Source organism: Mesorhizobium sp. P160187 (assembly GCF_057766425.1).
This window is the reverse complement of the sequence record NZ_JBYMDX010000003.1, coordinates 250,543-265,188: the sequence shown is the minus strand read 5'-3', so window position 1 is coordinate 265,188 and position 14,646 is coordinate 250,543. Positions and strand designations below refer to the sequence as shown.

Annotated in this window: 16 protein-coding genes; 8 read left to right on the top strand and 8 right to left on the bottom strand. The window is 62.7% G+C overall.

The genetic code is table 11. From position 1 onward, the window contains the following. Nucleotides 1-4: 4 nt before the first annotated feature. Genes AC3CCE_RS04585 through AC3CCE_RS04575 form a run of 3 tightly spaced genes read left to right on the top strand, consistent with a single transcriptional unit; the run spans nucleotide 5 to nucleotide 2,678 of the window. Nucleotides 5-1,888 carry an ABC transporter ATP-binding protein gene (locus AC3CCE_RS04585; protein ID WP_352510478.1) on the top strand — a complete coding sequence of 628 codons (1,884 nt, stop codon included), beginning with the start codon at nucleotides 5-7 and terminating at the stop codon, nucleotides 1,886-1,888. Between the two features lie 3 nt (nucleotides 1,889-1,891). Beyond that, nucleotides 1,892-2,368 (top strand): GNAT family N-acetyltransferase, encoded by a 477-nt coding sequence (locus tag AC3CCE_RS04580; RefSeq protein ID WP_023733361.1) that lies wholly within the window; start codon nucleotides 1,892-1,894, stop codon nucleotides 2,366-2,368. 1 nt (nucleotide 2,369) lies between these two features. Then, on the top strand, nucleotides 2,370-2,678 hold the full coding sequence (locus AC3CCE_RS04575; RefSeq protein ID WP_023670023.1) for a DUF6665 family protein: 309 nt from the start codon (nucleotides 2,370-2,372) through the stop codon (nucleotides 2,676-2,678). Nucleotides 2,679-2,698: 20 nt separating this feature from the next. On the opposite strand, the gene AC3CCE_RS04570 is transcribed toward AC3CCE_RS04575, so the two are convergent. Continuing rightward, nucleotides 2,699-3,043, bottom strand: a complete 345-nt coding sequence (locus AC3CCE_RS04570; RefSeq protein WP_023683696.1) for a cupin domain-containing protein — start codon at nucleotides 3,041-3,043, stop codon at nucleotides 2,699-2,701. A gap of 314 nt (nucleotides 3,044-3,357) precedes the next feature. Between AC3CCE_RS04570 and petA the strand changes: the two genes are divergently transcribed. The 5 genes from petA (at nucleotide 3,358) to AC3CCE_RS04545 (ending at nucleotide 8,060) form a co-directional block, all read left to right on the top strand. After that, nucleotides 3,358-3,918 carry a ubiquinol-cytochrome c reductase iron-sulfur subunit gene (gene petA / locus AC3CCE_RS04565; RefSeq protein WP_023670027.1) on the top strand — a complete coding sequence of 187 codons (561 nt, stop codon included), beginning with the start codon at nucleotides 3,358-3,360 and terminating at the stop codon, nucleotides 3,916-3,918. A 16-nt stretch (nucleotides 3,919-3,934) separates the two neighbouring features. Next, the gene (locus AC3CCE_RS04560; protein WP_023670028.1) at nucleotides 3,935-5,278 is read left to right on the top strand and encodes a cytochrome b; all 1,344 of its coding nucleotides are present in this window, start codon (nucleotides 3,935-3,937) and stop codon (nucleotides 5,276-5,278) included. A gap of 23 nt (nucleotides 5,279-5,301) precedes the next feature. Then, the gene (locus tag AC3CCE_RS04555; protein ID WP_023670029.1) at nucleotides 5,302-6,174 is read left to right on the top strand and encodes a cytochrome c1; all 873 of its coding nucleotides are present in this window, start codon (nucleotides 5,302-5,304) and stop codon (nucleotides 6,172-6,174) included. 185 nt (nucleotides 6,175-6,359) lie between these two features. Beyond that, on the top strand, nucleotides 6,360-7,505 hold the full coding sequence (locus AC3CCE_RS04550) for an alpha-hydroxy acid oxidase (protein ID WP_352624343.1): 1,146 nt from the start codon (nucleotides 6,360-6,362) through the stop codon (nucleotides 7,503-7,505). A 9-nt stretch (nucleotides 7,506-7,514) separates the two neighbouring features. Continuing rightward, nucleotides 7,515-8,060, top strand: a complete 546-nt coding sequence (locus AC3CCE_RS04545; protein ID WP_013529989.1) for an adenine phosphoribosyltransferase — start codon at nucleotides 7,515-7,517, stop codon at nucleotides 8,058-8,060. 200 nt (nucleotides 8,061-8,260) lie between these two features. On the opposite strand, the gene AC3CCE_RS04540 is transcribed toward AC3CCE_RS04545, so the two are convergent. The 7 genes from AC3CCE_RS04540 to AC3CCE_RS04510 form a co-directional block, all read right to left on the bottom strand. Continuing rightward, the gene (locus tag AC3CCE_RS04540; protein WP_023828124.1) at nucleotides 8,261-8,725 is read right to left on the bottom strand and encodes a MaoC family dehydratase; all 465 of its coding nucleotides are present in this window, start codon (nucleotides 8,723-8,725) and stop codon (nucleotides 8,261-8,263) included. Next, nucleotides 8,722-9,183, bottom strand: a complete 462-nt coding sequence (locus AC3CCE_RS04535; protein WP_023670033.1) for a MaoC family dehydratase — start codon at nucleotides 9,181-9,183, stop codon at nucleotides 8,722-8,724. The genes AC3CCE_RS04540 and AC3CCE_RS04535 overlap by 4 nt, the downstream gene beginning before the upstream one ends. A gap of 78 nt (nucleotides 9,184-9,261) precedes the next feature. Beyond that, nucleotides 9,262-10,236, bottom strand: coding sequence for a magnesium/cobalt transporter CorA (corA, locus tag AC3CCE_RS04530; RefSeq protein WP_352626088.1), 975 nt, complete (start codon nucleotides 10,234-10,236; stop codon nucleotides 9,262-9,264). A gap of 200 nt (nucleotides 10,237-10,436) precedes the next feature. Then, the gene (gene ychF, locus AC3CCE_RS04525; RefSeq protein WP_023686133.1) at nucleotides 10,437-11,540 is read right to left on the bottom strand and encodes a redox-regulated ATPase YchF; all 1,104 of its coding nucleotides are present in this window, start codon (nucleotides 11,538-11,540) and stop codon (nucleotides 10,437-10,439) included. A 95-nt stretch (nucleotides 11,541-11,635) separates the two neighbouring features. Next, nucleotides 11,636-12,376 (bottom strand): aminoacyl-tRNA hydrolase, encoded by a 741-nt coding sequence (gene pth, locus AC3CCE_RS04520; protein WP_023741063.1) that lies wholly within the window; start codon nucleotides 12,374-12,376, stop codon nucleotides 11,636-11,638. 21 nt (nucleotides 12,377-12,397) lie between these two features. Then, on the bottom strand, nucleotides 12,398-13,042 hold the full coding sequence (locus tag AC3CCE_RS04515; protein WP_023686131.1) for a 50S ribosomal protein L25/general stress protein Ctc: 645 nt from the start codon (nucleotides 13,040-13,042) through the stop codon (nucleotides 12,398-12,400). Nucleotides 13,043-13,305: 263 nt separating this feature from the next. Beyond that, a complete protein-coding gene (locus tag AC3CCE_RS04510; protein ID WP_352626089.1) occupies nucleotides 13,306-14,538 on the bottom strand; it encodes an ROK family transcriptional regulator in 1,233 nt (410 codons plus the stop codon). Nucleotides 14,539-14,646 lie beyond the last annotated feature (108 nt).

The following is a 14,646-nucleotide window of genomic DNA, read 5'->3' as shown; positions in this document are numbered from 1 at the left end:
CAGCATGATGACAGCCGTCTATCGCTGGTTCGAGAACTGGGTCTATCCGTTCAGGGAGCCGGCGGACCTTCGGCCGCAGTCAAGCGTCGGCGGCTTCCTCTGGCACTATGTCGGCCAGGCGAAGTTCGCCTTCTTCGCCATGCTTGTCATCGGCGGCATCGCGCCGCTGATCGAGGCCGGGCTTTTCTACTTCGTCGGGCGGCTGGTCGATATTCTCGACCAGCTTCCTGGCGAGCGCAGCTGGCACGCGCTGTGGACCGCCGCCGGGCCTGAGCTTGTTTTCATGATCGCAGTGGTGCTGGTCATCCGCACCGTCGTCGTCGGCCTGTCGGCGCTGGTCAACGAACAGACGATTACGCCGGGCTTCTACAATCTGGTGCGCTGGCAGGCGCACCGGCACGTATCGCGCCAGTCCTACACTTTCTTCCAAAACGATTTCGCCGGCCGTATCGCGACAAAAGTCTGGCAGGCGGGGCAGGCGACCGGCGACCTGATGGAGAGCTTCATCGAGGTCATCTGGTTCATGCTCATCTATACGGTGACGACCTTGGCGCTGGTCGCCGGGCTGGATCTGCGCCTGGCCGTGCTGGTGGTGATCTGGATTCTCGCTTTCGCCTGGCTGGCCAAGCTCTATCTGCCCTCGATCCGCAGGCATGCCGAGGCCACGGCTGAAGCGGGCTCGATGATCAATGGGCGCATCATCGATTCCTATTCCAACGTGCAGACGCTGAAGCTATTCTCGGCCGACGGCGACGACCGCTACATCAAGAACGGCTTCGACATCTATCTCGATGCACTACGGCCCTTCACCCGCCGGCTGACCGGCGTGCGCATGGCGCTGACGACGCTGTCGGGCATCATGATCACCGCGATTGGCTGCTTTGCCGTCTATCTCTGGGTCGAAGGGTCGATCACCGTCGGCGCCGTCGCGTTCACGCTGTCGCTGGTCTTGCGGCTCAACATGCTGCTCGGGCGCGTGATGATGCAGCTCAACGGCATATTGCGAAATCTCGGCGTCCTGGAAAACTCCAAGGCGCTGATCTCGCAGCCGCTTGGCCTTGTCGATGCGCCGGATGCGAAAGAGCTTGTCGTCGCCGGCGGCCGCATCGAGGTGAAGAATGTCGAGTTCCACTACGGCAAGGGTTTTGGCGTGCTGAATGGCATCGACCTTGTGGTCAAGCCTGGCGAGAAGGTCGGGCTGGTCGGGCCGTCCGGTGCGGGCAAGACGACCTTAGCCAATCTCATCCTGCGCCTCTACGACCTCGAGAGCGGGAAAATCCTGATCGACGGGCAAGACGTCGCCGAGGTGACGCAGAACTCGCTGCGCGCCAATATCGGCGTGGTCAGCCAGGACACGGCGCTGTTCCACCGCTCGCTACGCGACAACATCAAGCTCGGCATGCCGGATGCAACTGACGCCGAGGTGATCGCGGCGGCGAAGAAGGCCGAGGCGCACGAGTTCATATTGGGCCTGCGCGACAACCGGGACCGTACCGGCTACGAGGCTTTTGTCGGCGAGCGCGGCGTGAAACTGTCGGGCGGCCAGCGCCAGCGCGTCGCGATCGCCCGCGTCTTCCTCAAGGATGCGCCGATCCTGATCCTCGACGAGGCGACCTCGGCGCTCGATTCCGACATCGAGGCGGCGATCCAGGAGAATCTGGCCAGGCTGATGGAGAACAAGACGGTCATCGCCATAGCGCACCGGCTGTCGACCATCGCCGCGCTCGACCGTCTTGTGGTGCTGGACGGAGGCCGCATCGTCGAACAGGGCACGCATGACGAGCTGGTGGCGCTCGACGGGCTCTATGCGCGGCTGTGGAAGCGGCAGTCCGGCGGCTTCCTCTACCACGAGGAAAGCGTGCTGGAAGAGACACGGCCGGCGGAGTAGGGCATGGCAGCGTCGCCTGATATCGGCTACGTCCTCAAGCGGCTGCGGCCAACCGCGCCGGCCTTCGATGCGCTGAAGGAGGAGAGCCGGCTGGAAGGCTACTGGATGCTGGTGCGGCTGGCGGATGGCTGGGCGGGCGGCCGCAACAAGTTCCTGAAACGAGGCGAGGCGCTGTTTGGTGCATGGCATGGCCGAGAACTCGCTGGTGTGTGCGGGTTGAACATCGATCCTTATTTCGAAGGCAGGGACCACGGCCGGGTCAGGCACCTGTTCGTCAGCGCGCGTCATCGCCGCAGCGGCATTGGCCGCATGCTGGTCGAGACCGTCATTGACAGGGCACGTCAGCATTTTGCCGTGCTGAACACCCGCGCGCCACAAGAAGCCTTTGGGTTCTATGAACGGCTTGGTTTCCAGCCGGTGGTGAGCGAAGAATTCGTCACGCACCGCATGATGCTCTCTCAAGACATAAAAGGAGGCTGAGATGTCACTGCGTCCGCCATCCCTAGGCGCCTCGGCTGCCGAAGCCGCGTTCGACGCCCTCGGCCATGAGATACTGGCTGAAAAGGCCGCAGCGCTCGGCCGTGCCGGCCAACGGGTCGAGGAAACGCTGGCCAAGCTCCGTCAGAACAACGGCGACGAGGAGCAGCGACCGCGGCTGCTCAAGGAGGCTGCCGCGGCGGTGCACGCCTATTTCATCCAGCGTGAACTCTGCGGCCTGCGCCGGCATGAGTCGGCCATCCGCGAATACGATATCCCAAGGGCCGTGCTGGTCAGGCTCGGTGCAAGCTAGAGGTCACCAGCCGGCAACAATCATTCCAGCCATTCGGTGATGAAGCTGCCGTTTTCGTGGATGTCGGTCGTTTCGAGCGGGCCTGGGCCAAGATTGGTGAATTTGTGCGGCGTATCGGGCGGCACGATCAGGATCTGGCCGGCCGTGGCCTCTATCTGCTGGTCGCCGATCGTGAACAGGCCGGTGCCTTGCCGGATGATGAAGATTTCACAATAGGGATGCGTGTGCAGGCGCGGGCCGCCGCCAATCTCTTCCTGATAGTTGAAAATCAGGCAGGAGTTGGAGTCGTAGGCGCCGCATTGCAGTTCGCCCTGCCAGCGGCCGGGCGTCCTGGTCCAGGTCTCGCGGTCGATAATATGTGCCATGCCGGCGAGACTAGATCACGGCAACCTGTCCTGTCGAGACAGGCGGGGAGCCTCGGATTTGCTGATATTTCCCTGTTGTTTAGCCGCCTTTGCCGACCTTTGGGCATCTGGCCAACTGACGCGCTGTTCTGTCCCCGCGACAATCTGCCCTTGTGGCTTCAGCCCGCTGGACAAAAACGGGCTTCACGCATAAACCGAAATCCAAATGCCGGAGGAATTCGCTAGCTTGTTCGCCATGCGCTGTCGGGCCGGCGCGATGGAGCGGGGACAAAGCTCGGCCGCCGGCTCGGAAGAGGCGAAAGGATCAGGCACCCGTGAGCGCAACCGACACCCAGGATCCCAACCGTCGTGATTTTCTCTACGTCGCCACCGGCATGGCCGCAGTCGTTGGCGCAGGCGCCGTTGCCTGGCCGTTCATCGACCAGATGCGCCCCGATGCCTCGACGCTGGCGCTCGCCTCGGTCGAGGTTGATGTCGCCTCGCTCACGCCTGGCATGTCGCTGATTGTCAAATGGCGCGGCAAGCCGGTCGTGGTGCGCAACCGCACCGAGCAGGAGATGAAGGACGGCGAGGCCGTGAACCTTGCCGACCTCAAGGATCCTATTGCCCGCAACGCCAATCTGCCCGCCGATGCGCCGGCGACCGACGCCAACCGCACCACGCCCGGCAAGGAAGCCTGGATGGTGATGGTGCAGGTTTGCACGCATCTGGGGTGCATTCCGCTTGGCCAGGAAGGCGATTTCGGCGGCTGGTTCTGCCCGTGCCACGGTTCGGTGTACGATACCGCCGGCCGCATCCGCAAAGGCCCGGCGCCGGAAAATATGGCCGTGCCGGTATTCAAGTTCATTTCCGATACCAAAATCCTTATCGGTTGAGGCAGGGGATATTTCGATGAGCGAGGGACACTCGACCTATACGCCCAAGACCGGTATCGAACGCTGGTTCGACGCCCGCATGCCGCTGCCGCGCATGGTCTATGACAGCTTCATCGCTTATCCGGTGCCGCGCAACCTTAACTATGCGTGGACCTTCGGCGGCATCCTCACGATCATGCTGGTGGCGCAGATCCTGACCGGTATCGTGCTGGCCATGCACTATACCGCCGACACCAACCTCGCCTTCAATTCGGTCGAGAAGATCATGCGCGACGTCAATTCGGGCTGGCTGTTGCGCTACATGCATTCCAACGGCGCCTCGTTCTTCTTCGTCGCCGTCTACATCCACATCTTCCGCGGGCTTTATTACGGCTCCTATAAGGCGCCGCGCGAGCTGCTGTGGATCCTCGGCTGCATCATCTATCTGCTGATGATGGCGACCGGCTTCATGGGCTATGTGCTGCCCTGGGGTCAGATGAGCTTCTGGGGCGCCACCGTCATCACCGGCTTCTTCAGCGCCATTCCGCTGGTCGGAAACTGGATCCAGGAACTGCTGCTCGGCGGTTTCGCCGTCGACAACCCGACGCTCAACCGCTTCTTTGCGCTGCACTATTTGCTGCCGTTCATGATTGCCGGCGTCGTCGTGCTGCACGTCTGGGCGCTGCATGTGGTCGGCCAGTCGAACCCGACCGGCATCGAGGTGAAATCGAAAACCGACACCGTTGCCTTTACGCCCTATGCGACCATCAAGGATGCATTCGGCATGATCGTGTTCCTGTTCTTCTTCGCCTATTTCGTCTTCTACCTGCCGAACTTTCTCGGCCATCCGGACAATTACACGATCGCCAACCCGCTGAAGACGCCGGCCCACATCGTGCCGGAATGGTACTTCCTGCCGTTCTACGCGATCCTGCGCGCGATCACCTTCAACATCGGGCCGATCAACTCCAAGCTCGGTGGCGTGCTGTGCATGTTCGGCGCCATCGTCATGCTGTTCCTGGTGCCGTGGCTCGACACCTCCAAGGTGCGCTCGGCGGTCTACCGGCCCTGGTACAAGCTGTTCTTCTGGCTGTTCGTCGCCGACGCTGTCCTGCTTGGCTGGCTTGGCTCGCAGCCGGCGGAAGGTGGCGGTCTGTTGACCCTCCTGATAGGTGAGGTCTCGGGCAACTACGTTGGCTACGCTCAAGCGGCGACACTGTTCTACTTCGCCTTCTTCCTCGTCATCCTGCCGGTGCTTGGCCTGATCGAGACGCCACGCAGACTGCCGAATTCGATCACCGAGGCGGTGCTGGAGAAGAACAAGGGTGCCGGAGGGGGACATCCGGCCGGTGCGACCGCGGCGCCGGAAACCAAAGGCTGAGTGAGAATCTAAGGGGATTTGGCATGAAAAAGATTCTCACCTCGCTCGCCCTGCTAGGCGTGTTTGCCGCTGGCATCGGAGCCGTCGGCAGTGTGGCGATCGCCGCTGAAGAGGCGCACAACGCGGCGGCACCGACGCATTTCCCGATCCACGAGCCGAAGGAGATGGACTGGACTTTTGCCGGTCCGTTCGGCACCTACGACAAGGCGCAGCTGCAGCGTGGCTTGAAGGTCTACAAGGAAGTCTGCTCGGCCTGCCACTCGATGAATTTGGTGGCGTTCCGCACGCTAGAGGACCTCGGCTATTCGGAAGCGCAGATCAAGTCGCTGTCGGCTGAGTACACCATCCATGATGGACCCAACGATGCCGGCGACATGTTCGACCGCCCGGGCAAGCCGTCCGACCATTTCCCGGCGCCGTTCGCCAATGAGGAGGCGGCTGCCGCTTCCAACGGCGGCGCTGCCCCACCGGATATGTCGCTGCTGGCCAAGGCGCGCGGCGTCGAGCGCGGCTTCCCGCGTTTCGTCTTCGACATCTTCACGCAATATGCGCAGGGCGGCCCGGACTACATCCATTCTCTGCTGACAGGCTACGACGAGACGCCACCTGCCGGCATGGTGATCCCCGAAGGCACCCACTACAATCCATACTTCATGTCCGGCGTGTCGCTGAAGATGCCTAAGCCGCTCTCCGACGGCCAGGTGACCTACGATGACGGTTCGCCGCAGACGATCGACCAGTATTCGCGCGACGTCTCGGCGTTCCTGATGTGGGCGGCCGAGCCGCATATGGAAGACCGCAAGAAGACCGGCTTCCGCGTTCTGGTGTTTCTGCTTCTGTTCGGGGCGCTGATGTATCTGACCAAGCGCAAGGTATGGGAAGGCGTGGCGCACTAAGCCGCATCTTATTCCTCGGAAATGGAAAGGGCGTCTTCGGACGCCCTTTTTGCTTGCCAAACCGGACATGGTTCGCATCTTGGCGCAGCAGCCGTCCAGTAAGAAGTCCGTTGGCACGGCGCCATGCGATTGGTATTGCACGCGCGCCCGGCGGATCGCCGGCTAGAGGGGCATTTGGATCGATGATGCGGCTACGCGACTGTCACAACTTTTCCGATTTCCGGCGCATGGCCCAGCAGCGGTTGCCGGGCCCAATCTTCAACTACATCGATGGCGCGGCCGACGACGAGGTCACCTATCGCCGCAACACCGAGAGTTTCGAGCGCTGCGACCTCGTTCCCAACGTGCTGCGCGGGGTAAGCGAGATCGACATGTCGGTGACGGTGATGGGCCAGAAGCTGGCCATGCCCGTCTATTGCTCGCCGACCGCCTTGCAGCGGCTGTTCCATCATCAAGGCGAGCGCGCGGTGGCCAAGGCTTCGGCCAAATTCGGCACGATATTCGGCGTGTCCTCGCTCGGCACTGTCAGTCTTGAGGAATTGCGCAAGATCAGCAGCAGCCCGCAGGTCTACCAGTTCTATTTCCACCGGGATCGCGGCCTCAACCGGGCGATGATGCAGCGGGCGAAAGCGGTTGGAGTCGAAGTGATGATGCTGACCGTCGACAGCATCACCGGAGGCAACCGCGAGCGCGACAAGCGCACCGGCTTTGCCATCCCCTTCAAGCTCAACCTTGCCGGCATGCTGCAGTTCGCGCTGAAGCCGGGCTGGGCGATCAACTATTTCACCCATGAGGGGTTCAAGCTGCCGCAGCTCGACGAGCATGTCGACATGGGCGGCGGCACGATGTCGATCAGCCGCTACTTCACCGAGATGCTCGATCCGTCGATGACCTGGGACGATGTTGCCGAGATGGTCAGACTGTGGGGAGGTCCGTTCTGTCTCAAGGGCGTCATGTCGGTGGAGGATGCCAAGCGCGCCGTCGAGATCGGCTGCAGCGGCATTGTGCTGTCCAACCACGGCGGCCGGCAGCTGGACGGCTCGCGGGCGGCGTTCGACCAACTGGCCGAGATCGTCGATGCCGTCGGCGACAGAATAGACATCATCATGGATGGCGGCGTGCAGCGCGGCACCCATGTGCTGAAGGCGCTGTCGCTCGGCGCCAAGGCTGTTGGCGTCGGCCGCTATTATCTGTTCCCCCTGGCGGCGGCCGGACAGCCGGGCGTCGAGCGGGCGCTGGAGCAGATGCGGATCGAGATCGAGCGCGGCATGAAGCTGATGGGCTGCAGTTCGATCGAACAATTGTCGCGCAACAACCTCCGTTTCAGGTAATCTCGACCCATGAAATCCTCGCTCGAAGACACGCTGCTCGCCGCGATCCGCACCATTCCGGACTACCCCAAGCCCGGCATCCTGTTTCGCGACATCACCACTTTGCTCGGCAATGCGCGCGCCTTCCGCCGGGCCATCGACGAGCTGGTGCATCCCTATGCCGGGCAGAAGATCGACAAGATCGCCGGCATTGAGGCACGCGGCTTCATCCTCGGCGGTGCGGTCGCGCACCAGCTTTCGGCCGGTTTCGTGCCGATCCGCAAGAAGGGCAAGCTGCCTTACGAGACGGTACGCGTCGCCTACAGCCTGGAATACGGGCTGGACGAGATGGAGATGCACAAGGACGGCGTTGCGCCGGGCGAGAAGGTGATCCTGGTTGACGACCTGATCGCGACCGGCGGCACGGCGGAGGCGGCGGTCAAGCTGCTGAGGCAGATCGGCGCCGATATTCTTGCCGCGTGCTTCGTCATCGACCTGCCGGATCTCGGCGGACGGGCGAAGCTCGAAGCGCTGGGCGTGCCGGTGCGGACGTTGATCGGGTTTGAGGGGCATTAGGGAGTAGGGAGTAGGGAGTAGGGAGTAGGGAGTAGGGAGTAGGGAGTAGGGAGTAGGGAGTAGGGAGTAGGGAGTAGGGAGTAGGGAGTAGGGAGTAGGGAGTAGGGAGTAGGGAGTAGGGAGTAGGGAGGGAAGCTCCGCATTCCGTGCAAGGAGCAGCACCCACTGCTGCCTAATCCCTACTGCCTAAAACCTACCCCCTACCCAGCCTTCACCAGCACCGCGCTGTCGAACTCCAGCACCTTGTCGCCCGTAGAATCGAATCCTTCCGAGCGCAGCGCGAGCAGCCGCCAGCCGGGGCGGGTGGCGAGCGGGCGGTGGGACAGGGCCGTGCGCATGAAGGTGACGGTTTCTCCGGCATAGACCGGCTTTGGCCATTTCAGGTTCCTGAAGCCGGGGGAGGGGCCGAATTCTGGTACCGGGCCGGGTCCGGTCCATTGAGAAGCGTCCATAGGATTTTTGAGATTGAGCTTCATCCAGGTGGCCGCGGTGTGCCAGCCTGAGGCGCAGAGGCGGCCGAACACGCTTTTCTTTGCGGCCTCCTCGTCGACATGAAAGACCTGTGGATCGTATTTGCAGGCGAACGCCTTGATCGCCTCGGTTTCGAATGTGTGCGAACCGAGGTTGATGGTATCGCCGATGCGGAAGAACGCGTCGAGGCTCATGCGCCGGCCTCGCGGGTCAAGAACATGACAGTGTTCTCAAGTTCGAAGACGCTTTCACCGCGCTGGTTGAACAGTTCGCTGCGCAAGGTGACGAGGCCGAGCTGAGGCCTGGATTTCGACAGGCGCCTGGCAAGCACGCTGGTGCTGCCGGCCAGTGTGTCGCCGGCCAGCACCGGCTTCTTCCATTTGACCTGGTCGATGCCGGGCGCGCCTTGCGCGGTCGAGTCGAGCAGGAAGGCGTCGCACAGCATGCGCATGAAGATCGCGCAGGTGTGCCAGCCGGAGGCGGCCAAGCCGCCAAGGATGCTGGCCTTGCCGGCGGCTTCGTCGAGATGCATCGGCTGCGGGTCGAATTCGGTGGCGAATTCGATGATTTCGGCCGCACTCACCTGCTTGGCGCCGAGGTCGATCGATGCGCCCTCGGTGAAATCCTCGTAGGCCCAGCTTTTTGCGGTCATGATCCCAATCCGGTTGTACGATCACCGGGCATCCGGATGCCGTCCGGGCGGCGTTTGGTCAAGCGAATTCTATTGGGCCTACAACCAGCCGCGGCGGCGGAAATACCAGAACGGCAGGATCGCCGACAGGATCATCAGGCCGATGGCGAAGGGATAGCCGAGCTCCCATTTCAGCTCCGGGATGACGTCGAAATTCATGCCGTAGATCGAAGCCACCAGCGTCGGCGGGAGGAAGATGACGGCGGCGACCGAGAAGATCTTGATGATGGCGTTCTGCTCGATCGAGATCATGCCGAGCGTCGCGTCGAGCAGGAACGAGATCTTCTGCGACAGGAAGGTGGCATGGTCGGCGAGCGACAGCACGTCGCGCGATACTGTCTTGATGCGGGCGCGGACGTCCTTGCTCATCTTGATCTGGGTCGCGACGTGGGCAAGGAAGCCGGTGAGGCGCTGCAGCGAGATCAGGCTGTCGCGGATCGAGGAGGCAATGTCTTCCTTGCGGCCTATGGCCTTGAGCAGTTCCTGGAAATCGCGATTGCGCTTGTTCACCTTGGTCGACCGCGCCTCGAAGATGTCGCGCGAGATCGTCTCGATGTCACGGCCGGCGCGTTCGAGAATATCGGCTAGGCGATCGACGATCGCCTCCAGCAGGCCGATCAGGATGGTGTTGCCGGTGGTGCAGCCTGTCGCCACCTTCTCGGCGCGCAGGGGGAAGGTCTTGAACGCCTTCGGCTCATGATAGCGGATGGTGACCAGTCTCGGGCCGGCAAGCACAAAGGTAACCGGTGACATCAAGGGATCATCGACTTCGGTCTGCGCCGGCAAGGTGGCGGTCATGAAGTAGGCGCCGTCCTCGATGTAGAGGCGGCTCGAAATCTCGATCTCCTCCATCTCCTCGCGCGTCGGGATGGCAACGCCGAGCCAGGTCTCGATCGTTGTTTCTTCTTCCTTGGTCGGGTTGAGAAGGTCGGCCCAGACGACCTGATCGCCATTGGCCACGAGATCGTCGGCGAGGCGCAGGCGATCATTGTCGACGACGAAGGCCTTGATCATCGCCGGTCTCCGTTGGTTGAGCCCAAGGTTTCGTTTAATAGCGATGGGTCTTGCACGCGCCGCCGTTCCCACGGGGATGGCCAAGTCGCATGCAAACGGCCATAGACCCGGTGCCAAGGGCAGTCAAGCGAAGCGGCATGCCGGCTCCTCCACTTGACGAAGCCGTGATCGGTCGCCGTCAGCGCGCCAGCCGCGGCGCCTCAGGTGTTGAACTTGAACAGCAGGACATCGCCATCCTGGACGACATATTCCTTGCCTTCGTCGCGCGCCTTGCCGGCTTCCTTGGCCGCCACTTCGCCGCCCAGTGTGACGTAGTCGTTATAGGCGATGGTCTGGGCGCGGATGAAGCCGCGCTCGAAATCGGTGTGGATGACGCCGGCCGCCTGCGGGGCCTTGTCGCCCTTGTGGATCGTCCAGGCGCGGGTCTCCTTCGGCCCGGCGGTGAAATAGGTGATGAGATGCAACAGATCGTAGCCGGCGCGGATGACCTTGTTGAGGCCAGGTTCGTCGAGGCCGAGCGAGGACAGGAACTCCATCTCTTCCTCGTCGGAGAGCTGGGCGACTTCGGCTTCGATCGCGGCTGAGATCACCACGGTGCCGGCGCCCTGCGCGGTCGCCATCTTTTCCACGGCCCTGGTGTGCTCGTTGCCGGTGGCGGCGTCGGCTTCGGCGACGTTGCATACATAGAGCACGGGGTGCGAGGTCAAGAGGTTCAGTCCCTGCAGGATGCGCAGGTCTTCCGCTGAAATGCCGTTGAGCAGGATGCGGGTCGGCTTGCCGGCCTGGAGGAGCTCGAGTGCGGCCTCCATCATCGGCAGCACGGTGGTTGCTTCCTTGTCCTTGCTGCCGGCGCGCTTGCGGATCTGCACGATGCGGCGCTCGAGGCTGTCGAGGTCGGCGAGCATCAGCTCGGTCTCGACCGTATCGGCGTCGGCGACAGGGTCGATCTTGCCCTCGACATGGGTGATGTCGTCATCCTCGAAACAGCGCAGCACATGCACGATGGCGTCGACCTCACGGATGTTGGCGAGGAACTGGTTGCCCAGCCCTTCGCCCTTGGAGGCGCCGCGCACCAGGCCGGCGATGTCGACGAAGGAGATGCGGGTCGGGATGATCTCCTTAGACTTGGCGATTGCGGCGATCTTCTGCAGCCGCGGATCAGGCACCGCCACCTCGCCGGTGTTCGGTTCGATGGTGCAGAACGGATAGTTGGCGGCCTGCGCCGCCGCCGTCCTGGTCAATGCGTTGAAAAGCGTCGACTTGCCGACGTTGGGCAAGCCAACGATGCCGCATTTGAAACCCATGTGTCCGGTCCTATCGGGAAACTAGAAATTTGATGAGGGCTATGGGCGATAGGGGTGAGCAACGTCAAGCCCCGCAGTCCCGATCCTATCGACGCTCAGTCCTTCTTGCCGAACAGTTTCTTCAGCATAGCGGCCATAGGGCCGCTTTCCGGCAGCTTGGCCGGCGCCTGCTGTGGCCGTGCCTGGCGGATGTGGCTCTGGGCTTTCGGGCTCTGCGTGTTCGGCGCCTTGGGCGGCGGGCGGTCGTCGTCGCTGGTCGGCACGAGCTTGTCGCGAAGCGCCAGCGTGATGCGGTTCATGAAGGAACTGTCTTCGCCCTTGGCCAGCAGTCCGGCATCGTCGGCGATGGTGTCGAGCAGCACGTCCAGCCACCCGCGGTCGGCCTTGGCGAAGTCGCCTAGGACATGGCCGTGCACCATTTCCGGGACACCGGGGTGGCCGACGCCGATGCGCACGCGGCGAAAATTCTTGCCGACATGCTGGTCGAGCGAGCGGATGCCGTTGTGGCCGCCGGCGCCGCCGCCGACCTTGACCCGCAATTTGCCGGCCGGCAGGTCGATCTCGTCGTAGAAGACGGTCAGCGCCTCGGGGCCGAGCTTGTAGAAGCGCAAGGCTTCGCCGACCGGCTGTCCCGACAGGTTCATGAAGGTCTGCGGTTTGATCAGGAGAATCTTCTCGCCGGCAATCGTGCCTTCGGCGATCAGGCCCTGGAACTTCTTCGACCAGGGCGAAAAGGAATGGCGGCGGGCAATTGCGTCCGCCGCCATGAAGCCGACATTGTGCCGGTTATCAGCGTATTTCGCGCCCGGATTGCCGAGGCCTGCAAAGACAAGCATCGTGCGCTCCGGGCTCGAAAATTACTTCTCTTCGGCAGCAGGAGCCGCCGCTTCGGGGGCTGCCGCTTCCGCCGTCTCTTCCGTCTCCGGCTTCATCGCCGAGGAGCCGGCAATGGTCGCGATGGTGAAGTCGCGATCGGAGATCACCGGCTTGACGCCGGCCGGCAATGTAACCGCCGAGATGTGGATCGAATCGCCAATGTCGGCGCCGGTGAGATCGACGGTGATGAATTCCGGGATCGCATTGGCCGGGCAGTGGAACTCGACTTCGTGACGCACGATGTTGAGCACGCCGCCGCGTTTGATGCCGGGCGACTTGTCTTCATTGATGAAGTGCACGGGCACGTCGACGTTGACCTCGGTGTCCTTGCCGATGCGCAGGAAGTCGACATGGACCGGGAAATCCTTGACCGGGTCGAGCTGGAAATCCTTGGGCAGAACCTGGATTTTCTTGCCGTCGACATCGATCGTGGCGATCGTGGTCAAAAACCCGCCGCCATGGATCTTGTAGAAGACGTCCTTGTAGTTCAGCGCAATCGCCAGGGGAGGCTGTCTGTCGCCGTAGATAACTGCAGGCACTTTACCGTTGCGGCGAACTGCACGGGCGGACCCCTTACCGACCTGTTCGCGCGCTTCGGCCTTGAGCTCGTAAGTATCGTGGCTCATGGCATTTCCTTTCGCGTTTTATGGAGCGTTTGCGGTGGCAGTGTGCCTGGACCGTAAACGTCGAAAGCCGCCAGGCCTGGATGTCCGAATGCCAGAAACCGCATACGCGGAGCTTTGTTCGGGATCACAAGGGAAGGCAGCCTTCCGCCGCGTTGCCTCCAAGGGTGTCTACGCGGGTGGCGGCTCTATAGCGGAAGGCGGGAAAGGGTGCAAGCCATGGCGGGCAAGGGTGGCCGATGCCTGCGTTGGGCGCCGCATTGCGCTCAGGCCGGCAGGTCGGTGGGCGGATTTGATCCGTTTCCCTTGGCGCCACCGAGCGTGGACAGAGCGCTCAGCAGTTTCGTCCGGTCCTTGCCGATCATGAGCACGCCGCTGTCGGGCGCCAGCAGCGCCGAGAACGGCAGCATGGCGGCGCCGATCGAGGACGCTTCGGGGCCGAATTGCCCCGGCACGATCTCCGGCGCCACGATGCCGATGGCGCTGGCCTGGTTGAACTGGGCCTGCACCCTTGCCAGCAGTTCGAGATGGATCGGCCTGGGCAGGATCGAGTCGAGAACGATGGCCTCGATATCGATGATGGAGGTGATGGCGATGATCGCCTCGACCAGCGCGCTCGCGCAATCGTCGATCCATTCGAACAAGGGCGCGCGCGCCTCGGGCGGCAACGGATCGAGCTCTCGCACGCGGTTGATCACCACGCCGCGCGACCTCAGGTGATTGACCAGCACATAGATCGAGGCGCGATGCAGCAGGCTCTGGTAGCGCGCAGGCTTCGCCGCCACCGAATCGAGGCTTGAGGGCGAGACCGGCAAGGGTCCGAGGGCAGCGCTGTTGCCATGCGGCCCGGTATGGACCCTGCCGCCTTGCACCAGGCCGCCGCCGACAAAAGTGTCGATCGAGATGTGCATGAAATCGCGGAAGCGGGCGCCGGCGCCCTGGACAAGTTCGGCCAGCGCCGCCGACGTGGCGTCGTTTTCCACGAACACCGGCGTCTTCGCCGGCGTGGCAAAGCATGTCGTCAGGTCGATCGCCTCCCAGCGGCTGCCGAGATCGTCGGGAAAGCCGAGTTCCTCGCTCCAGCCGCCGAGGAAATAGGGTGAGGCAATGCCGACGCCGACGATGCTGGCATCGCCAAGCCCATCCACCAGCTTTTCGAAGGTGGCCAGCGCCATGTTGCCGGCCTTCAGCACCAGATCAGGATCGGGGAAGCGGTATTCGTGCGACTCTCTTGCGCGGATTTCACCGGCGAAGTCGACCAGAACGGCTTCAAGCGCACGCCGGCCGATCTTGATGCCGACGCTGTAGATGCGTTCCGGTGTCAGCCGGTAAAGCGTGGAGGGCGATCCGCGTTGCCCGAACCTTTTTCCCACTTGCTTTACGAATCCGGATGATTCCAAGCCGTCGACGATGGCAGCGACGGCCGCCGGCGTCAGGCTGGCCGCGCGCGCCAGATCGGACTTGGAGGCTTCCTTGAGGCGACGGATGGCGTCGAGCACGAAACGCTCATTATAGTGCCGAACTTTGACAGAATTGCTGCCTCTCCCTGACAAAACCCGCACTCCCCAAATGTCCCGTTCCCGGCGCGAAGCCCGCAAACCACCTGC